Annotated in this window: 19 protein-coding genes and 3 tRNA genes; 18 read left to right on the top strand and 4 right to left on the bottom strand. The window is 70.0% G+C overall.

Features of this window, described 5'->3' with window-relative positions:
* Positions 1-475 precede the first annotated feature (475 nt).
* The 8 genes from ACIHFB_RS36020 to ACIHFB_RS35985 all read left to right on the top strand — a co-directional run bounded on the left by ACIHFB_RS36020 (position 476) and on the right by ACIHFB_RS35985 (position 8,848).
* Positions 476-1,216 (top strand): NADH-quinone oxidoreductase subunit J, encoded by a 741-nt coding sequence (locus ACIHFB_RS36020; protein WP_400129089.1) that lies wholly within the window; start codon positions 476-478, stop codon positions 1,214-1,216.
* Positions 1,216-1,605 (top strand): NADH-quinone oxidoreductase subunit NuoK, encoded by a 390-nt coding sequence (gene nuoK, locus ACIHFB_RS36015; RefSeq protein WP_210591733.1) that lies wholly within the window; start codon positions 1,216-1,218, stop codon positions 1,603-1,605. The genes ACIHFB_RS36020 and nuoK overlap by 1 nt, the downstream gene beginning before the upstream one ends.
* A complete protein-coding gene (locus ACIHFB_RS36010; protein WP_400129088.1) occupies positions 1,602-3,596 on the top strand; it encodes an NADH-quinone oxidoreductase subunit L in 1,995 nt (664 codons plus the stop codon). The genes nuoK and ACIHFB_RS36010 overlap by 4 nt, the downstream gene beginning before the upstream one ends.
* A gap of 6 nt (positions 3,597-3,602) precedes the next feature.
* Positions 3,603-5,177, top strand: coding sequence for a NuoM family protein (locus tag ACIHFB_RS36005; protein WP_400129087.1), 1,575 nt, complete (start codon positions 3,603-3,605; stop codon positions 5,175-5,177).
* Positions 5,174-6,697: an NADH-quinone oxidoreductase subunit N gene (locus tag ACIHFB_RS36000; RefSeq protein WP_400129086.1), complete on the top strand. Its 1,524-nt coding sequence runs from the start codon at positions 5,174-5,176 to the stop codon at positions 6,695-6,697. The genes ACIHFB_RS36005 and ACIHFB_RS36000 overlap by 4 nt, the downstream gene beginning before the upstream one ends.
* Positions 6,698-6,925: 228 nt before the next feature.
* The gene (htpX, locus tag ACIHFB_RS35995; protein ID WP_365281194.1) at positions 6,926-7,789 is read left to right on the top strand and encodes a zinc metalloprotease HtpX; all 864 of its coding nucleotides are present in this window, start codon (positions 6,926-6,928) and stop codon (positions 7,787-7,789) included.
* Positions 7,786-8,181 carry a YccF domain-containing protein gene (locus ACIHFB_RS35990; protein ID WP_365281191.1) on the top strand — a complete coding sequence of 132 codons (396 nt, stop codon included), beginning with the start codon at positions 7,786-7,788 and terminating at the stop codon, positions 8,179-8,181. Before htpX ends, ACIHFB_RS35990 begins: the two co-directional genes overlap by 4 nt.
* Positions 8,182-8,287: 106 nt before the next feature.
* Positions 8,288-8,848, top strand: a complete 561-nt coding sequence (locus ACIHFB_RS35985; RefSeq protein ID WP_400129085.1) for an SMI1/KNR4 family protein — start codon at positions 8,288-8,290, stop codon at positions 8,846-8,848.
* Positions 8,849-8,908: 60 nt separating this feature from the next.
* Here ACIHFB_RS35985 and ACIHFB_RS35980 read toward each other — a convergent pair whose 3' ends face one another.
* A complete protein-coding gene (locus tag ACIHFB_RS35980) occupies positions 8,909-10,156 on the bottom strand; it encodes an APC family permease (RefSeq protein ID WP_400129084.1) in 1,248 nt (415 codons plus the stop codon).
* 158 nt (positions 10,157-10,314) lie between these two features.
* On the opposite strand from ACIHFB_RS35980, the gene ACIHFB_RS35975 reads away from it, so the two are divergent.
* Positions 10,315-10,581, top strand: a complete 267-nt coding sequence (locus ACIHFB_RS35975; RefSeq protein ID WP_210591717.1) for a GlsB/YeaQ/YmgE family stress response membrane protein — start codon at positions 10,315-10,317, stop codon at positions 10,579-10,581.
* An 85-nt stretch (positions 10,582-10,666) separates the two neighbouring features.
* Here the strand turns inward: ACIHFB_RS35975 and ACIHFB_RS35970 are convergent, their stop codons facing one another.
* A complete protein-coding gene (locus ACIHFB_RS35970) occupies positions 10,667-11,155 on the bottom strand; it encodes a YajQ family cyclic di-GMP-binding protein (protein ID WP_365281182.1) in 489 nt (162 codons plus the stop codon).
* A gap of 223 nt (positions 11,156-11,378) precedes the next feature.
* Between ACIHFB_RS35970 and ACIHFB_RS35965 the strand changes: the two genes are divergently transcribed.
* Positions 11,379-11,460: transfer RNA gene (locus tag ACIHFB_RS35965), tRNA-Tyr, on the top strand.
* A gap of 90 nt (positions 11,461-11,550) precedes the next feature.
* Complete coding sequence (locus ACIHFB_RS35960; RefSeq protein WP_400129083.1) at positions 11,551-11,763, top strand: hypothetical protein; 213 nt, start codon at positions 11,551-11,553, stop codon at positions 11,761-11,763.
* 42 nt (positions 11,764-11,805) lie between these two features.
* Here the strand turns inward: ACIHFB_RS35960 and ACIHFB_RS35955 are convergent, their stop codons facing one another.
* A complete protein-coding gene (locus ACIHFB_RS35955; RefSeq protein WP_365281176.1) occupies positions 11,806-12,462 on the bottom strand; it encodes an SDR family oxidoreductase in 657 nt (218 codons plus the stop codon).
* A 179-nt stretch (positions 12,463-12,641) separates the two neighbouring features.
* The gene (locus ACIHFB_RS35950; protein ID WP_400129082.1) at positions 12,642-13,934 is read right to left on the bottom strand and encodes an amidohydrolase family protein; all 1,293 of its coding nucleotides are present in this window, start codon (positions 13,932-13,934) and stop codon (positions 12,642-12,644) included.
* A gap of 243 nt (positions 13,935-14,177) precedes the next feature.
* Between ACIHFB_RS35950 and ACIHFB_RS35945 the strand changes: the two genes are divergently transcribed.
* From ACIHFB_RS35945 to ACIHFB_RS35915, 7 genes are all read left to right on the top strand, one after another.
* Positions 14,178-14,250, top strand: a tRNA-Thr gene (locus tag ACIHFB_RS35945).
* Between the two features lie 46 nt (positions 14,251-14,296).
* Positions 14,297-14,369: transfer RNA gene (locus ACIHFB_RS35940), tRNA-Met, on the top strand.
* 88 nt (positions 14,370-14,457) lie between these two features.
* Entirely contained in the window at positions 14,458-14,622 is a 165-nt protein-coding gene (gene rpmG, locus ACIHFB_RS35935; protein WP_003948671.1) for a 50S ribosomal protein L33, read from the top strand.
* A 126-nt stretch (positions 14,623-14,748) separates the two neighbouring features.
* The gene (locus ACIHFB_RS35930) at positions 14,749-15,201 is read left to right on the top strand and encodes a MaoC family dehydratase N-terminal domain-containing protein (protein ID WP_210591708.1); all 453 of its coding nucleotides are present in this window, start codon (positions 14,749-14,751) and stop codon (positions 15,199-15,201) included.
* 2 nt (positions 15,202-15,203) lie between these two features.
* On the top strand, positions 15,204-15,632 hold the full coding sequence (locus ACIHFB_RS35925) for a MaoC family dehydratase (RefSeq protein WP_400129186.1): 429 nt from the start codon (positions 15,204-15,206) through the stop codon (positions 15,630-15,632).
* A 115-nt stretch (positions 15,633-15,747) separates the two neighbouring features.
* A complete protein-coding gene (locus tag ACIHFB_RS35920) occupies positions 15,748-16,305 on the top strand; it encodes a helix-turn-helix domain-containing protein (protein WP_365281167.1) in 558 nt (185 codons plus the stop codon).
* 83 nt (positions 16,306-16,388) lie between these two features.
* Positions 16,389-17,831, top strand: coding sequence for a DHA2 family efflux MFS transporter permease subunit (locus ACIHFB_RS35915; RefSeq protein ID WP_400129081.1), 1,443 nt, complete (start codon positions 16,389-16,391; stop codon positions 17,829-17,831).
* Positions 17,832-18,054 lie beyond the last annotated feature (223 nt).

Below are 18,054 nucleotides of genomic sequence, written 5' to 3'. Positions count from 1 at the left end.
CTGGGCAACCGGGTTCCGGATCCCCCTCCGCGTCTGGCGGTGATTCCGACGCCTCTGGGCAGGCGGGGCCTGCATCGGCCTCTCCGTCCGAGGGTGCGTCCGGTGCTGCTGGGCAACCGGGGCCGGGATCGCCTTCCGCGTCCGGGGGGGATTCCGACGCCACCGGGCAGGCAGGGCCGACGTCGACCTCTCCGCCAGCGGGCGGGTCGGGTGCGGCTGGGCAACCGGGTTCCGGATCCCCCTCCGCGTCTGGCGGTGATTCCGACGCCTCTGGGCAGGCGGGGCCTGCATCGGCCTCTCCGTCCGAGGGTGGGTCCGGTGCTGCTGGGGAACCGGGGCCGGGATCGCCTTCCGCGTCCGGGGGCAATGCCGGTGCCACCACCGGGCAGCCAGGGCCGCCGTCGCCCCCCGCGCCCGAGGACCGCCCCGGCGCCACTCCGCCGGCCAAGCCCACCGACCCGCAGGGAGACGAGTCGTGATTCTCGCCGCGGCCGCCGCGACGGCGCACAGCACGAGCACCGCCGCCGACACGCACGGCTTTCTCTCCCCGACCGGCGTCGAGATCGCGTTCCTCCTCGTCGGCCTGGTCACCTTCGGCGCCGCCCTCGTCACGGTCACTACCCGGCAGCTGGTCCACGCCGCTCTGTGGCTGGTGGTGGCCCTCGGTGGTCTCGCCGTCGAGTACCTCCTGCTCACGGCCGAGTTCATCGCCTGGGTGCAGGTCCTCATCTACGTCGGCTCCGTGGTCGTCCTCCTTCTGTTCGGTCTGATGCTCACCCGGGCCCCGATCGGCCGCTCCCCGGACGCCGACTCCGGCAACCGCTGGGCCGCCCTCACCGTGGCCGTCGCCGCGGCCGCCGCTCTCGTCTGGGTCGTCGTCGATGCCTTTCGCACGACCTGGATCGACCTGGACGGCCCGGCCGCCGGCTCCACCAAGGTCACCGGAGCGAGCCTCTTCCAGAACTGGGTGCTCCCCTTCGAGGCCCTCTCCGTCCTCCTCCTCGCCGCCCTGGTCGGCGCGATCGTCCTCTCCCGCAAGGCCAAGGCGGAATCGGCGACCGGCCCGGCAACCTCGAGCGCCCAGGGTGTCCCCGGCACTGGCACAGGCACCGGCCCCGCCACCCCGAGCGTGCCCAACACCCGCACCGGCAACGGAGCAGGCACCGCCAAGGGCACCGACAACGAAGACGGCGCCAACAAGGAAGGTGTCCGCTGATGCACCTCGCCTACCCCGCCGTACTCTCCGCCCTCCTCTTCTGCACCGGCCTCTACGGCGTCCTGGCCCGCCGCAACGCGATCCTGGTCCTGATGTCCGTCGAGTTGATGCTCAACGCCGTCAACCTCAACCTCGTCGCCTTCGACGTCTGGCTCAGCAGGACCGCCGAGGAGACCCTGCACTCCGGTCAGGCCCTGACCCTCTTCACCATCGCCATCGCAGCCGCCGAGATCGGCATCGGCCTGGCGATCGTCCTCGCCGTCTACCGCAACCGCGGCACCTCGGACATCGACAAGCTCCGCGACACCGCCGAGGGCCACGAGCCCGAGAGCCCCGAGAGCGACGGCCCCGCGGCCGGCGCGGCCGAGAAGGCTGAGGCCACCGCGTGACCACGACCACCCTCGCCGTCCTCGTCCCCCTTCTTCCGTTCCTGGGCGCGGCCGCCGGTCTGCTCCTGGGCCGCACCGCCCCCGGCTTCGTCCGCCCGCTCGCGCTCCTGCCGACGTTCACCTCCCTCGTGCTGGCCGTGCTGGTCGCCGTGCGTCAGGGCGGTGACGAGGCGGTGAACGCCGCCACGGAACTCACCCCCACCGGCTCGGTCCCGATCGAACTCGCCCTGTACATCGACGGCTTCGCCGCACTCGTCGCCGTACTGGTCGCCTTCGTCGCCTCCTGCGTGCAGATCTACTCGACGGGCTACCTGCGCGACGACCCGCGTTACCCCTCCTACGCCGCTCTCGTCTCCCTCTTCACCTCCGCGATGCTCCTCGTCGTCTACTCGGGCGACCTGATGGTGCTGCTGGTCGGCTGGGAGATCATGGGCATCTGCTCGTACTTCCTGGTCGGCCACTACTGGGAGACCCCGGAGGCCCGCGCCGCCTCCCTCAAGGCCTTCCTGGTGACCAAGCTCGGTGACGTCCCCTTCCTTATCGGCCTGTTCGCGCTGGCCACCGACGCCGGGTCCTTCCGCATCACCACGGTCCTCGGTGCCGTCGCGAGCGGCGGGCTCGACCATCCGACCCTGATCGCCCTGCTGCTGCTCGCCGGCGTGGCGGGCAAGTCGGCGCAGTTCCCCCTGCACACCTGGCTGCCCGACGCGATGGCGGGCCCGACGCCCGTCTCCGCGCTGATCCACGCCGCGACGATGGTCGCCGCCGGTGTCTACTTCGTTGCCCGTCTCCTCCCTGTCTTCGAGGCCTCCCAGGCCGCGATGGTCGTCCTCGCCGTCATGGCCGCCGTCACGATGGCCGGCTCGGGACTCGCCGCGCTCGCCCAGGACGACATCAAGCGCGTCCTCGCCTACTCGACGATCGGCCAGCTCGGCTACATGACCGGCGCCCTGGCCGTCGGCGACCGCGGGGCCGCCGTCTTCCACCTCCTCACACACGGCGCCTTCAAGGCGCTGCTGTTCCTCGCGGCGGGCGTGATCATCCACGCCGCCGGCACCAACTCGCTGGCTGCCATGTCCCGCATGCACGGCCTGCGCGACCGCGTCCCCGACGCCTACTGGACGATGACCGTGGCGCTCCTCGCGCTCGCCGCGATCCCGCCCTTCAGCGGCTTCTTCTCCAAGGAGTCCGTCCTCGGTGCCGCCGAGCACGTCACCACCGGCCACACCGAGGGCGTCCCCGGCGCCGCGGGCTGGATCGTCCTCGTCGCAGGCCTGCTCACGGCCCTGCTCACCGCCGCCTACGCGATGCGTCTGTGGCTGCTGGCCTTCCGCGGCCGGGGAGCGGAGGCTCCGGACCACGGCAGGCAGCCCCTCACCATGACCGTGGTGCTGTGGGTGCTCGCCGCCCCGTCACTCGCCATCGGTGGACTGGCGTACCAGTCACTGCCCGGCTGGTTCGACGGCGACGACCTGACCCCCACCCTCACCACGTCCATCCTCGGCACCGGACTCGCCGTGGTCGGCGGACTCGTCACCTACGGAGCCTGGCAGCGCACCACCGCACTGGCGGCCCGAGTGCCGCTGGGCGCGGTCGCGGCCCACCCGGAGGGCGATGCCGGACTCGTCGAGGCCGAGGCCATCGCGAGCCACGAGCCCGCGTACGGAGATGTGGCCCATGCATCCGATCCGGCAGACCCGGGCCGCCTCCTGCTCGGCCCGCTCCACCGCCACGCGGCCGTCGGCTTCCACCTCGACGCCGTGTACTCGGCACTCTTCGTCCGCCCGGTCCGGGCCGGAGCCGACCTCGTCCGGTTCCTTGACCGTGAGGTCGTCGAGACCTACGTACGCGGCGCGGGCACCCTGCCCCGCTGGCTCGGTGCCGCCGTACGACGTGCCCAGACCGGCAATGTGCAGACCTATGTGAGCGCGCTGCTCGCCGGCACCGTCGTCCTCGCGGTCGCCGTCGTCCTCGTCGCCACGGGAGCGTGAGCAGGCGTGATCGATATCAACGAGTCCGTGATGCAGTTCCTTCTGGCATTCGTCGTCGTCGGCCCGCTCCTCGGCGCGGCCACCGCTCTTCTGCCGGCCCCGCCCGGGCTGAAGGGGAAGTCGCCCGAGCAGGCCGTACTGCGGCACGGCGTCATCGTGACCGGCGCGGTGCTCATCGCCGCGATCGTCCTCACGCTCGGCTTCGACCATGACCATCCGTCGAAGATGCAGGCCACGACCGACATCAGTTGGATCCCGGCACTCGATGTGCGGATCCACCTCGGCGTCGACGGCATTTCCCTCCCCCTTCTGGTCCTGACCGCGCTGCTGACCTTCCTCTGCGCGCTCTACTCCTACTTCAAGATGCCTGCGGGCCCCACCCCGAAGGCTTTCGTCGCGCTGGTGCTCGTCCTCGAGTCCGGCACCCTCGCGACCTTCGCCGTCCTCGATCTGCTGCTGTTCTTCCTCGCGTTCGAGATGGTGCTCATCCCGATGTACTTCCTCATCGCCCGCTGGGGCGGCGAGGGCCGGACCCAGGCGGCTTGGCGGTTCATCCTCTACACGCTGCTCGGATCCGTGGTCATGCTGCTCGGCCTGCTCCTGATTGGAATCAACGCGGGCACATTCGACATGGTGGCACTCGCCACTGACAACGGCCGGTCGCTGACCACATCCGTGCAGGTCATCGCCGTTTTGGCGATCGGAATCGGGCTCGCGGTCAAGACGCCGATGTGGCCGCTGCACAGCTGGCTGCCGGACGCCCACACCGCCGCGCCGACCGTCGGCTCGGTCCTGCTGGCCGGCGTCCTGCTGAAGATGGGTACGTACGGGTTCGTCCGGATTCTTCTGCCGATCACGCCCGACGGCTTCCGCACCTACGCGCCGTACCTCGCCGCGTTCGCCGTCGTCGGCATCATCTACGGATCCCTGGCCTGTCTCGCCCTCGCCAAGCAGGGCGCGAAGGGCGATCTGAAGCGCCTCATCGCCTACTCCTCCGTCGGCCACATGGGCTTCGTCCTGCTCGGCATCGCGACGATGACCCCGACCGGCGTGAACGGCGCACTGTTCGCCAACATCGCCCACGGCCTCATCACCGGCCTCCTCTTCTTCCTGGTCGGCGCGCTCAAGGACCGCACGGGCACGACCGACCTCGACACCCTCGCCGACAAGACCGGCGCCGCGCTCTACGCCAAGACGCCCCGCCTCGGCGGCCTGCTCGCCTTCGCCGCGGTCGCCTCGCTCGGACTGCCGGGCCTCGCCGGATTCTGGGGCGAGATGCTGGCGCTGTTCGGCGCGTTCAACCCCGCCGACGGCCTCAGCCGCCCCGCCTTCCTCACCTTCATGTCGATCGCCGCGTTCGGCACGCTGCTGACGGCCGCGTACCTGCTCGTCGTGGTCCGCCGCGTCTGCATGGGCGCCGTCCCGCAGGAAGCCCCGCAGCTCGCCGACGTCCAGAGCTACGAGTTCGCGGCGTGGACTCCGCTCGTCGCCCTCACCGTCGTCGCCGGACTGTGGCCGAAGGCCCTCCTCGGCCTCACCGACCCGGCCGTGCAGCAGCTCCTCGCAGGAGGCACCCGATGAGCTCCCTGGCCCAGCCGCTGGCCGAGTCCCTCGTCCAGTCCGTCGACTGGCTCGCCATCGCGCCGCCCACCATCGCCGCGGTCGTCGCACTGGCCGTCCTGGTCGCCGACCTGTTCCTCGCCGAGTCCCGAAAGGCGGTGCTCGGCTGGGCGTCCGTCGCGGGTCTGGCCGCGTCGGCCCTCATGCTGCTGCCCCTTCTGGACGGCGACCGCAGCACCTTCTGCCTGACCGGCGCCCCGGACGTCTGCAGCTACACGGCAGACCGCTTCACCCTCGTCATCCAGTTCCTGGCCCTCGGCGGCGCCCTCGTCGCCGCCCTGCTGTCGGTGACGGCCCTGAAGGACGCCAACAAGGGACTCCCCGAAGGGGAGTTCTGGTTCCTGCTGCTCTCCTCCGCGGCCGGCGCCGCCCTCCTGCCCGCCTCCCGCGACCTGGCAACACTCATCGTCGCCCTCGAAGTCGCCTCCCTGCCCGCCTTCGCCCTCGTCGGCCTCCGCCAGGGTGACCGCAAGTCCTCCGAGGCGGCCCTGAAGTTCTTCCTGTCCTCGGTGACCGCGACCGCGGTCAGCCTCATGGGCATCAGCTTCGTGTACGCCTCCACGGGCACCCTCTACCTCACCCAGATCGCCGACCGGATCCAGGACGTCGACGGACAGCTCCACACCCTCGCCCAGACCGGCGTGGTCCTCACCCTCGTCGGCTTCGCCTTCAAGACGGCCGCCGTGCCCTTCCACTTCTGGGTGCCCGACACCTACGTGGGAGCGCCCCTACCGGTCGCCGCCTATCTCTCGGTCGTCGGCAAGGCGGTCGGCTTCTCCGGCCTGATCCTCGTCACGGTCATCGCGCTTCCCTCGTACGCCGACGTCTGGGGCCCGGCCCTCGCTGCGCTGGCCGCCCTCACCATGACCGTCGGCAACGTCGGCGCCCTGCGCCAGCAGGCCACGCGTGCGTACAGCGCCGTACGGCTGCTCGCCTGGTCGTCCGTCGGCCAGGCCGGCTACCTGCTGGTGCCGATCGCCGCCGCCGCGTACTCCGACGACGCAGAGAAGGCCGTCGGCTCCACCGTCGCCTACGCCCTCATGTACGCCGCCGTGAACCTCGGCGCCTTCGCGGTGGCCGCACTGGTGGGCCGTACGAGGACCCTCAACCGCATCACCGACTACCGCGGCCTGTACGCGAAGAACCCCCTCTCCGCCCTCCTCCTGGCCTTCTTCCTGCTCTGCCTCGCCGGACTGCCCCCGGGCATCATCGGCCTCTTCGCCAAGGTCACCGTCTTCTCCGCGGCCGTCGACGCGGGCCTCGGCTGGCTTGCAGTGATCATGGCGATCAACGTCGTGATCGCGCTGTTCTACTACCTCCAGTGGACGACCCTGCTCTTCCGCGCTCCTGAGGGCGAGCCCGTCGAGCACCGCGTGCCCGCCCCCGTCACCGCCGCGATCACCGTCACCGCCGTCCTCGGTATCGCCCTCTCCGGAGCACCCCAGCTCGTCCTCCGCTTCGCCGACACCGGCCTCTTCTGATCGCACGGCACAACCCGCACGCGCGCGTGGGGCACACGCGTGCGTGGCGAGTGCCGTCGCTCTCACCCGGACGGCCCACGCCCGCCGCCGTACGCACAAGGGAACTCGTCACCCTCGCCTGGCGTTGACCAGTACGGGAGGGTCCACTGGACGTGACGCCACGGCACCAGTGACATCGGAGATCGACAAGCAAAGGGTTCCCCTGCCGCACCACTTGGAGGGCGTACCGTGCACCGCCGGCACAACGGGCTCAGGACCGCAGTACTCCTCGGGGGACTGTCCGCACTCATCATCGTCATCGGCAGCTTTTTCGGCCGTATGGGGCTCGTTGTCGCGGTTCTGATCGCCCTCGGGACCAACGCGTACGCGTACTGGAACAGCGACAAGCTGGCGCTACGCGCGATGCGTGCCCGTCCGGTGAGCGAGTTCGAGGCCCCGGCCCTGTACCGCATGGTCCGCGATCTCTCCACCCAGGCCCGTCAGCCCATGCCCCGCCTGTACATCTCTCCGACCGAGGCGCCGAACGCCTTCGCGACCGGCCGCAACCCGCGCAACGCAGCCGTGTGCTGCACCGAAGGCATCCTGCGCATCCTCGACGAGCGCGAACTGCGCGGTGTCATCGGCCACGAACTCAGCCACGTCTACAACCGCGACATCCTCATCTCGTCGGTCGCCGGCGCCCTCGCCTCGGTGATCATGTTCCTGGTCAACTTCGCCTGGCTGATCCCGATCGGCCGCTCCGATGACGACGACGGACCCGGCCTCCTCGGCATGCTGCTGATCATGATCCTGGGCCCGCTCGCCGCCACCGTCATCCAACTGGCCATCAGCCGCTCCAGGGAGTACGAGGCGGACGCCTCCGGCGCCCAGCTCACCGGCGACCCCCTGGCCCTCGCCAGCGCCCTGCGCAAGCTCGAAACGGGCACCAAGCAGCTCCCGCTGCCGCCCGAGCCCCGGATCGAGACGGCGAGCCACATGATGATCGCGAATCCCTTCCGTCCCGGCCGGGGATTCTCCAAAATGTTCTCGACACATCCGCCGATGGCGGAACGAATCGCCCGGCTCGAGAAGATGGCAGGTCGCCCCCAGTGAAGACAATCCTGAACGTCATCTGGCTCGTCCTGAGCGGTTTCTGGCTGTTCCTCGGCTACCTGCTCGCGGGCGTGCTGCTCTGCATCACCATCATCGGCATCCCGTTCGGCATCGCCGCGTTCCGCATCGGCGTCTACGCCCTGTGGCCCTTCGGGTACACGACGGTCGAGCGCCGTGACGCCGGCGCCCCCTCCTGCATCGGGAACGTCCTGTGGCTGATCCTCGCGGGCTGGTGGCTCGCCCTGGCGCACATCGTCACCGGCCTCCTCCTGTGCATCACGATCATCGGCATCCCGTTCGGCATCGCCAACTTCAAGCTGATCCCGGTGTCACTGCTCCCGCTGGGACGCGAAATCGTGTCGACGGACCAGCCCTTCTCGTCGCGCTGGTAGGGCAGAGGCGGCAGCCGCCGGTCCGCACCTGACCGGTCGTTTTCCACAGCCCGCAGGTTGTCCACAGCCTCGCCCGACTGTCAGTGGCGGCTTGCATCATGAACCCATGACCGAGATCGAGCAGTTGCTGACACGGGTGGCGGCCGAGGCCCGCAACACCCGCCCGTGGGGCTGGCCTTCGCTCCCCGAGCCCGTGGACGCGGTCACCTTGTCCCGCGCCGAGGCCGCTCTGGGATTCCCCCTGCCTCCGCTGCTCGCCGAGCTCTATCTGCGCATAGGAGACGGCGGATTCGGCCCGGAATACGGCCTGTTGCCCCTACTCGACAACCCTCCCGCCGGCGAGCCCGCCGCGGTCGAGCAGTACCTCGCCAACCGTGCCGCCGGCCGCAAGGACCCCGACTGGCCCTGGCCCGAAGGCGTCCTGCCGATATCCCACTGGGGCTGCGCGATGTACGCGTGCGTGGACTGCCGCGCCCCGGATGCCACCGTCCTGCTCTTCGAGCCGAACGCCGACGACTGCGAGCACGCCTGGTTCGTGGACGCCCCCAACCTCACGAACTGGCTGCACGCCTGGCTCGACGGAACGGGTTGGTACGCCGAGATGAGCGAAGAGCTGGAGCTGGCCCCCTGGCCCCACTTTCACATACGTACGGCGCCTGCGACATAGCCCGTTCGACATCCCTGCGGCACCAGTGCCGTAGGCCGTTCGACGTGACCCACCAGGCATCTACGGCCCGACGACCCACCGCCGCCGCACGCCGTACGTCGCCGCACCCACCGCCAGCACGCCCGCACCCACGGCCACCGAAACCACCGGCAGCGCGAACGCCAGGACCACGCAGCCGAGCAGTCCCACCGCCGGCACCACCCGGGCCGCGGAAGCCGATCCGAGCGTCCAGGCCGACGCGTTGGCCACCGCGTAGTAGGCCAGCACACCGAAGGAGGAGAACCCGATCGCGCCTCGTACGTCCATGGTGGCGGCCAGCACCGCGACCACCGCACCCACGGCCAGCTCCGCCCGGTGCGGCACCTGGAAGCGGGGATGGGCGGCGGCCAGCGCACCGGGGAGATGCCGGTCCCGGGCCATGGCGAGCGTCGTACGCGAGACACCGAGGATCAGGGCGAGCAAGGAGCCCAGCGCAGCCACGGCAGCGCCCACCCGCACCACCGGCACCAGCTCCGGCACCCCGGCCGCCCGCACCGCGTCGGCCAGCGGCGCCCCGGCGTCACCCAGACCGCCCGCCCCCAACACGGAAAGGACAGCCACCGCCACGCACGCGTACACCGCCAGCGCGATGCCCAGAGCCAGCGGGATGGCGCGGGGGATGGTGCGCGCCGGATCCCGGACTTCCTCGCCGAGGGTCGCGATCCGCGCGTACCCGGCGAACGCGAAGAACAGCAGACCGGCAGCCTGAAGCACCCCGCCCAGGCCCTCTGAGGCCCCGATGTCCAGGCGTCCGGCGTCCGACTCACCCGACCCCAGGCACACGACCACCACGGAAACGAGGACAGCCAGCACGACCGCCACGATCACCCGGGTGAGCCATGCGGACTTCTGGACCCCGCCATAGTTCACCGCGGTCAGCGCCACCACGGCCGCCACCGCCACGGCATGCGCCTGCTCCGGCCAGACGTACGCCCCCACGGTGAGCGCCATCGCCGCACAGGAGGCCGTCTTCCCGACCACGAAGGACCAGCCCGCGAGATAACCCCAGAACTCCCCGAGCCGCTCGCGCCCGTACACATATGTGCCGCCCGAGGCCGGATACAGCGCGGCGAGCCGTGCCGACGACGTGGCGTTGCAGTACGCGACGACGGCGGCGACGGCCAGTCCGAGCAGCAACCCGGACCCGGCAGCGTGCGCCGCGGGACCCAGCGCGGCGAAGATCCCGGCCCCGACCATCGAGCCCAGACCGATGACCACGGCGTCGCCCATGCCCAAGGTGCGGTGCAGTTGGGAGCCGGAAGACGTCATGGGCCGCACCCTACTGATCAGTGCAACCGCCGGGCGCGGCGGTGACGTCCTCTCCTGTAACAGGGCACGGACACGCGCGCGACGAGCACAGCCCGTCAAGGACCGAAGTCACAGCGCAGGGAAAGTGCGGGCACAGCGCGGAGGGGCAGGTTCAGGGCATGAGCATCATCGGCTGGATCATTCTGGGACTGTTGGCCGGAGCCATCGCCAAGTTCCTGCTGCCGGGCCGTGACCCGGGCGGCTTCATCGGTACGACCGTGATCGGTATCACGGGCGCGTTCATCGGCGGCTGGATATCGGCCCGCTGGCTGGACCACCCGATCACCAAGGACTTCTACGACGGCACCACGTGGGCCGCGGCGATCGGCGGCTCGCTGGTCCTCCTGATCGCCTACCGCCTCCTGTTCGGCAACTCGCGAAACTGACACATCCCCCGACCGCGGCCAGCAGGCGAGAAGGGTGGGCACCGCTCGGTGCCCACCCTTCCTCGTACGGTCTTGCAGGCGTCGCCTACCGGTAGTTCACGAACTGCAGCGCGAAGTCGAAGTCCTTGCCCTTCAGCAGGGCGATGATCGTCTGCAGGTCATCACGGCTCTTCGAGCTGACCCGCAGCTCCTCGCCCTGTACCTGGGCCTTCACGCCCTTCGGGCCCTCATCACGGATGATCTTCGCCACCTTCTTCGCGTTGTCCTGGGAGATGCCCTCCTGGATCGACGCGAAGAGCTTGTACTCCTTGCCGGACAGCTGCGGCTCGCCTGCGTCCAGGGCCTTCAGCGAGATCCCCCGCTTGATCAGCTTGGACTGGAAGACGTCGAGGACAGCGTTCACCCGGTCCTCGGAGTTCGCCTCCATGAGGATCTGGTCACCGGACCACGAGATGGAAGCACCCACGCCCTTGAAGTCGTAGCGCTGCGAGATCTCCTTGGCGGCCTGGTTGAGGGCGTTGTCGACCTCCTGCCGCTCGACCTTCGAGACGATGTCGAAACTGGAGTCGGCCATGTCCTGTGGCTCCTTGTATCGGGGTGCGTATCGGGTGCGTATCGGCGTACGTGGGGCAGCCGCCGAGCCCGGCGTCGTCCCGGGCCGCATCCGCATAAGCCTAGCCACCCGGCGTCCCCGAGTGCCGATCAATCGGGTGGCGAAGCACCCCTGTCCATCGGGTATTGTTTACGTCGTTGCCAGCGAGCACCGCCGAAAGCGCGGTTCGAACGGCAGCAACCCCGGCGGTGTGCCCGAGCGGCCAAAGGGAGCAGACTGTAAATCTGCCGGCTCAGCCTTCCCAGGTTCGAATCCTGGCGCCGCCACACTGGGGAAGACCCCCTCCGAACTGCGAATGCGCAGCGCGGAGGGGGTCTCTTCGTTGCCAGGCCCCATTCCCGGGGCACACTGGCCCCATGTCCACTCCTCGCAGGCGCTGTCCCGAATGCCGGTGTGAGATCGCCGTTGTCGCGGGGCGGTTCGCACGCCACGATCCGCCCGGGGCAAGGGAGAGCGGGGAGCTGGTGTCCTGCCCGGGCTCACGCAGGCACGCGCAACTCGGGGCGGCTCAGCCGTCCTTGGACGGATACGTCGTCCCCGAGTTCCCAGGGCAGCTGCCGCTGTTCTGAGCGCCCGAGGACGACAATAGGGCGGGACCGCAGCGGCGATCCTCAGTTGCCCGCCACCGACTTCACCGCGACCGTCACCGGCGTCGACCCGCTGATCAGCTCCAGGGTCAGGCCGGCCGTCGCCGGGGTGTCCACCAGCTCCGCCAGGACCGTTGCCACGTCGTCGCGGGAGATCGGGCCGCGGCCCGTGTTCGCCTCCAGGCGCACGAGACCGGTACCGGCGTCGTTGGTGAGCATGCCGGGGCGCAGGATCGTCCAGTCGAGCGCGTCGAGGCTCTGGACGTGTGCGTCGGCCTCGCCCTTGGCGCGCAGATAGACGTCGAAGACCTCGCGCCCCTCGTGCTTCGGGTTCGCGCCCATCGACGACACGACCACATGGCGCCGTACGCCCGCCCGGACCGCCGCGTCCGCGAACAGGACCGCCGCGTCCCGGTCCACCGCGTCCTTGCGGGTCGCTCCGCTGCCCGGGCCCGCCCCGGCCGCGAAGACGGCCGCGTCCGCGCCCCGCAGTTGCGCCGCAGCCTCCTCGACCGAGGACGACTCCAGGTCCAACAGGATGGGTTCGGCGCCGACTTCCCTCAGATCGTCGGCCTGTTCGGCGTGGCGGATGATCCCCGCTACCTCGTCCCCGCGCGCGGCGAGCAGCCGCTCCAGCCGCAGCGCGATCTGACCATGACCACCAGCGATGACAATGCGCATGCTTCCGACCGTACGCCCGGACGGCCGCCCTCGCTGCACGACTTCAGCCACGTCCCACGGGTCGCGCCCAGGTACGCGCCGATGGCGCACACGCCTGGCCGCCCCCAACGCCTCGCACGCCCTGCAACACGTCGCACGCAACCCCCGCACGCCCCAACAGCAATCCCCGCCCCCCAACCTCAGGACAACTCGCCCCGCCCCTGCCGAGGCAGCCCCAGTTCCACCGCCACCGCCGCCGTCGAGTTGCAGTACTCCCGCACCGCGCTCGTCCGTGCCACCACGCGTCCCCGGTGCACCACGATCCGGCTGTACGCCAGCGAGAGCGCCCCCGCCAGCCCGTCGCCGCGCACTGCGAGCAACTCGGCCGGGAATCCCGCCTCCACGCGTACCTCGGGCTGGCCGAGCACCGCGCGCGCGGTGGCGCTCACCGCTTCGTACGCGTCCTCCGGCCGCAGCCCGTAGCGAGAGGCCAGCAGATACGCGGCCTCCAGGGGATCTCCGCGTCCGACGGGATTCGAGACGTCACGGAGCGAGCCGCTGCCGGCCGCCACCCGCACCCCGGCCGAGCGCAGCAGTCGTACCGGAGCGGTGCCCCGGCGGTCCACGCCCCCGCAGCCGCCCTGGGGCAGACAGACCACGGTCACGCCGGCCGCGGCGAGCTGGTCGGCGGTACGGGAGGCCACCTCGGAAGGCAGCCGGCCCAGACCCCGGCACGGGCCGAGCGTGACCCCGGGGCGCAGCCCGCCGGCCATGGTCGCGAAGCGGGCGAGACGGGCCGGGTCGGCGGCGTCCGTGTGCAGGTCGACAGGACAGCCGTACTCGGAGGCGACCTCCAGGACGATCTCTACGTAGCCCGTGGGATCGGGGTCCAGATCCGGACACCCACCCACCACGGCGGCACCCATTTTCAGCGCGTCCCGCAGCATCGAGAGCCCGTCCGCCCCGGCACGACCGGTCAGCACACGTGGCATGGCCACCGCCGTCAACTCGGTGAACCCGCGCAGTGAACGCCGGGCCTGGAGTACGGCGGCCAGTGCGCCCAGCCCCTGGACGTCGCCCACGCGCACGTGCGCCCGTAGCGCGGTCGCACCGTGGCCGAGCTGAAGCAGAGCGGCCTCGGTCGCCCGGCGCTGGACGTCGGGGGGTTCGTAGGAGATCGGACCGCTGCTGTCCGCCGACAGCGCGGTGTCGGCGTGGCCGTGCGGCTCGGCCGGAGCGGGCAGGAGCAGGTAGCCGCCGAGGTCCACGCGCGCGCGTGGATCGGGCGAACCCCCTGCCGTCAGGCTCCCGGCGGTGCCGACCGCCTCGATGCGCTCGCCGCTCAGCCGTACGTCCACGGTCCGGCCGTCGGTGAGGCGCGCCCCGCACAGCAGCAGGGAGGCCGGTTCGGTCTGTCCCGAGGAGCCCGATGAGCCGGATGAGCCCGACGAGGACGATGACGAAGGGGGCGGCTGCGGCTGGCTGTCGGGCATCGCGCTCCAGTGGCTCGGGAACTGCGCCGGGGACGCAAGATCACACAGAGTGAGTCGAGCCTAGGGTGGAGATCCGCGTGTGACGCGCAGGAGCGGAATAGTCGTACCGGCGTGGTCGGTCGGACGGGAGGGGCGTGAGGGGACGCTTCACGCGCGCGTGGCGGACCTGCGTTCGGGCCGGGACGGGTGCCGCGAAACGGATTTGGGTGAACGGCGGCCGAGCGTGTAATGTCTTCATCGCTCGCCCCAATAGCTCAGTCGGTAGAGCGTCTCCATGGTAAGGAGAAGGTCTACGGTTCGATTCCGTATTGGGGCTCTGGTGTGGGAGGTTCCCGCCGCGAGGCGGGAGCCGATCGCATCACAGCGGTGTAGCTCAGTCGGTAGAGCAAGCGGCTCATAATCGCTGTGTCACCGGTTCAAGTCCGGTCACCGCTACTGACGGTAGCCGATTGTGGGGTCGGTCCTCCGATCGGCTACTCTTTTATGCGTTAATCGTCCCATCCGTTCGTCAAGGAGCACTCACGTGGCTGCCACCGACGTCCGCCCGAAGATCACGCTGGCCTGCGTGGAGTGCAAGGAGCGGAACTACATCACCAAGAAGAACCGGCGTAACAACCCGGACCGACTGGAGATGAAGAAGCACTGCCCGCGTTGCAATGCGCACACCGCGCACCGCGAGACGCGATAAATCAGGCTCGTACACGAGGCCGTCCCCGACACAGGGGGCGGCCTCGCGTCGTTCCACCGGCCGGAACCGACCGGTAACCGCACGGCATCAGCAGTACCGGCTGAACTATCAGGAGGTGCCGAGCCCATGGCGCTCGACCAGTCCTTCGTGGGGCGGACCTATCCGCCCACCGACCCCTATGAGGTGGGTCGGGAGAAGATCCGCGAGTTCGCGGAGGCCGTGGGGGACACCAACCCGGCGTACACGGACCCGGAGGCCGCCAAGGCGCTCGGCCACGCCGATGTGATCGCCCCGCCGACCTTTGTCTTCTCGATCACTTTCAAGGCCGCGGGACAGGTCACCGCCGACCCCCAACTGGGTCTGGACTACAGCCGGGTGGTGCACGGCGACCAGAAGTTCGCCTACACCCGCCCGGTCCGCGCCGGCGACCGGCTCGTGGTCACCTCGACCATCGAGGCGATCAAGTCCATGGCCGGCAACGACATCCTGGACATCCGCGGCGAGGTCCACGACGAGGCGGGCGAGCACGTCGTCACCGCCTGGACCAAGCTCGTGGCGCGCGCCGCAGAGGAGGCATGACGGTGACCGCGAAGATCTCGTACGACGACGTGGAGGTCGGCACCGAACTGCCGGCCCAGTCCTTTCCCGTGACGCGCGCCACCCTCATCCGGTACGCGGGCGCCTCCGGGGACTTCAACCCGATCCACTGGAACGAGAAGTTCGCCAAGGAGGTCGGGCTGCCGGACGTCATCGCGCACGGCATGTTCACGATGGCCGAGGCGATCCGCGTGGTCACCGACTGGACCGGCGACCCGGCCGCGGTCGTCGAGTACGGCGTCCGCTTCACCCGTCCCGTGGTCGTCCCCAACGACGACCAGGGAGCCACGATCGAGGTGGCCGGCAAGGTCGCGGCCAAGCTCGACGACAACACGGTCCGCGTCGACCTGACGGTCATGAGCGCCGGACAGAAGGTGCTGGGGATGTCGCGCGCGGTCGTCAGGCTGGCCTGAGCACGGCATCCATATAGCCAGGTAAGGGGCGCTCGCCACTGCGAGCGCCCCTTACACATGCCCCGCCGCCCGACAGCCCTTGACCAAGTTAGTGATTGAGTACTAACTTACTCTCATGGTCAGAATGAGCGCAGAAGAGAGGCGCGAGAGCGTCATTCGCGCGGCGATCGCGGAGTTCTCGCAGCGCGGCTACTACGGCACCTCCACCGAGGCGATCGCCAAGCGGGTCGGAGTGTCGCAGCCCTATCTCTTCCGGCTGTTCTCGGACAAGAAGGCGATCTTCGCCGCCGCCTCGATGCGGTGCATGGAGGACACGTGCCGGGTCTTCGAGGAGGCGGCCGAGGGACTGCACGGCGAGGAGGCCCTCCACGCCATGGCCAACGCGTACGTCAGTCTGATCACGGAGCACCCCGAGCGGCTCCTGATGCAGATGCAGACCTACATCGCGGCCGCCGCCGCCGAGGCGGAGGGGGACCACGAGTTCGGCGAGGTCGTACGGGCCGGCTGGATGAAGCTCTGGGACACCGTGCATCTGCCGCTGGGCGCCGATCTGAACGAGACGACGACCTTCCTGGCGTACGGAATGCTCATCAACACCCTGATGGCCATGGGCTTCCCGCCCGAACATCAGGTCTGGCAGGGAATGTACCCGTCGGCTCGACTCAAGGGCTGACCGGAGCCACAGCAAAAGGGCAATTTCACGACCCCAAAACTTAGTCATCAATAACTAACTAAAACTGACCCTCTGGGGGAGAGATGTCACAGCAGACCGCACAACCACCCACCCGCCTTGGCGGAGCCGTATGGGCCCTCGTCATCACCAGCGTCGCCGGATTCATGGCGTCCCTGGACAACCTCGTGGTCACCACGGCCCTGCCCTCGATCCGAGCGGACCTCGGCGGCGGGTTGGACGACCTGGAATGGACCGTCAGCGCCTACACGCTCACCTTCGCCGTCCTCCTCATGACGGGCGCGGCCCTGGGCGACCGCTTCGGCCGACGCCGGCTCTTCCTGGCCGGCCTCACGATCTTCACCGGCGCGTCCGCCGCCGCGGCCGTCGCACCCGGCATCGACAGTCTCATCGCCGCCCGCGCGGTGCAGGGCGTCGGCGCGGCGATCATGATGCCGCTGACGCTGACCCTGCTGACGGCGGCCGTGCCCGTCGCCAAGCGGGGGATGGCGTACGGCATCTGGGGCGCCGTCAACGGACTCGCCGTCGCCTCCGGGCCACTGATCGGCGGCAGCCTCACCGAGCACATCTCCTGGCAGTGGATCTTCTGGCTCAACGTCCCACTCGGCCTAGCCCTGATCCCGCTCGCCCGCCTCCGCCTCGCCGAGTCCCGCGGCATCGGCTCCCCACTGGACATCCCCGGCACCCTGCTCGCCAGCGGCGGCCTCTTCGGGATCGTCTACGGCCTGGTCCGCGGCCCCGCCGACGGCTGGACGGCCCCCCTCGTCCTGACCGGCCTGTTCGCCGGATCCGCGCTGCTCATAGGCTTCGTCCTCTACAGCACCCGCGCCAAGAACCCCATGCTCCCGATGCGACTGTTCCGCTCCCGGGCCTTCTCCGGGATCAACGCCGCGAGCCTGCTGATGTTCCTCGGCATGTTCGGCTCGATCTTCCTGCTCAGCCAGTACATGCAGGGCGTGCTCGGCTACTCGCCCACCGAGGCAGGCCTGCGCATGCTGCCCTGGACCGGCATGCCGATGCTCGTCGCGCCGATCGCCGGCATCCTCTCCGACCGCATCGGCGGCCGCCCCGTCGTAGCCACCGGCCTCTTCCTCCAGGCCGCCGGCCTCGGCTACATGGCCTCCGTGGTCACGGTGGACGCCTCCTACGCGATCCAGCTCCCCGGCCTGATCATCAGCGGCATCGGAATGGCCCTCTACTTCGCCCCCGCCGCCCACCTGGTCATGTCCAGCGTCCAGAACAGCGAGCAGGGCATAGCCTCCGGCGCCAACAACGCCCTGCGCGAGGTCGGCGGCGCCCTGGGCATCGCCATCATGGCGTCGATCTTCTCCGCCCAGGGCGGCTACGAGACCGGCCAGACCTTCGTGGACGGCCTACGCCCCGCCCTGGTCACCGGCGCCGCGGTGGTAGCCGTAGCCGGAGCAGCGGCTCTACTGATCCCGAAGAGCCGCACCACACAGCCAGAAAATGACGAACAAGCACAGATCCTGGAGCCCATAGCCGGCTGACCACAGCGCGACCCGCAGCCGAGTACGGCGGCAAGGGGACGTGGCGGGGGTGTCCGCCCGCAGCGGTTGGCGCGTCAACGCGGGTACCTCTCCAAGTGACCGATTCCGCGCCGTTCCGAGGACGGACACCCCCGCCACGTCCCCGCCCCCCCCCCCCCCCCCCGCCCCCCCCCCCCCCCCCCCGCCCCCCCCCCCCGCCCCCGCCGCGCGGGCAGGGCAAACA

The sequence above is a fragment of the Streptomyces sp. NPDC051963 genome (genome assembly GCF_044593495.1).
Classification (GTDB): domain Bacteria; phylum Actinomycetota; class Actinomycetes; order Streptomycetales; family Streptomycetaceae; genus Streptomyces.
This window is presented reverse-complemented; position numbering and strand designations above follow the sequence as displayed.

What these genes read in the sequence shown, in the direction of transcription:
- nuoK (WP_210591733.1), top strand. Translation starts at nt 1,216, where the DNA reads ATGCACCTCGCCTACCCCGCCGTACTCTCCGCCCTCCTCTTCTGCACC.
- ACIHFB_RS36000 (WP_400129086.1), top strand. Translation starts at nt 5,174, where the DNA reads ATGAGCTCCCTGGCCCAGCCGCTGGCCGAGTCCCTCGTCCAGTCCGTC.
- ACIHFB_RS35985 (WP_400129085.1), top strand. Translation starts at nt 8,288, where the DNA reads ATGACCGAGATCGAGCAGTTGCTGACACGGGTGGCGGCCGAGGCCCGC.
- ACIHFB_RS35980 (WP_400129084.1), bottom strand. Translation starts at nt 10,156, where the DNA reads ATGACGTCTTCCGGCTCCCAACTGCACCGCACCTTGGGCATGGGCGAC.
- ACIHFB_RS35975 (WP_210591717.1), top strand. Translation starts at nt 10,315, where the DNA reads ATGAGCATCATCGGCTGGATCATTCTGGGACTGTTGGCCGGAGCCATC.
- ACIHFB_RS35970 (WP_365281182.1), bottom strand. Translation starts at nt 11,155, where the DNA reads ATGGCCGACTCCAGTTTCGACATCGTCTCGAAGGTCGAGCGGCAGGAG.
- ACIHFB_RS35960 (WP_400129083.1), top strand. Translation starts at nt 11,551, where the DNA reads ATGTCCACTCCTCGCAGGCGCTGTCCCGAATGCCGGTGTGAGATCGCC.
- ACIHFB_RS35955 (WP_365281176.1), bottom strand. Translation starts at nt 12,462, where the DNA reads ATGCGCATTGTCATCGCTGGTGGTCATGGTCAGATCGCGCTGCGGCTG.
- ACIHFB_RS35950 (WP_400129082.1), bottom strand. Translation starts at nt 13,934, where the DNA reads ATGCCCGACAGCCAGCCGCAGCCGCCCCCTTCGTCATCGTCCTCGTCG.
- ACIHFB_RS35930 (WP_210591708.1), top strand. Translation starts at nt 14,749, where the DNA reads ATGGCGCTCGACCAGTCCTTCGTGGGGCGGACCTATCCGCCCACCGAC.
- ACIHFB_RS35920 (WP_365281167.1), top strand. Translation starts at nt 15,748, where the DNA reads ATGGTCAGAATGAGCGCAGAAGAGAGGCGCGAGAGCGTCATTCGCGCG.
- ACIHFB_RS35915 (WP_400129081.1), top strand. Translation starts at nt 16,389, where the DNA reads ATGTCACAGCAGACCGCACAACCACCCACCCGCCTTGGCGGAGCCGTA.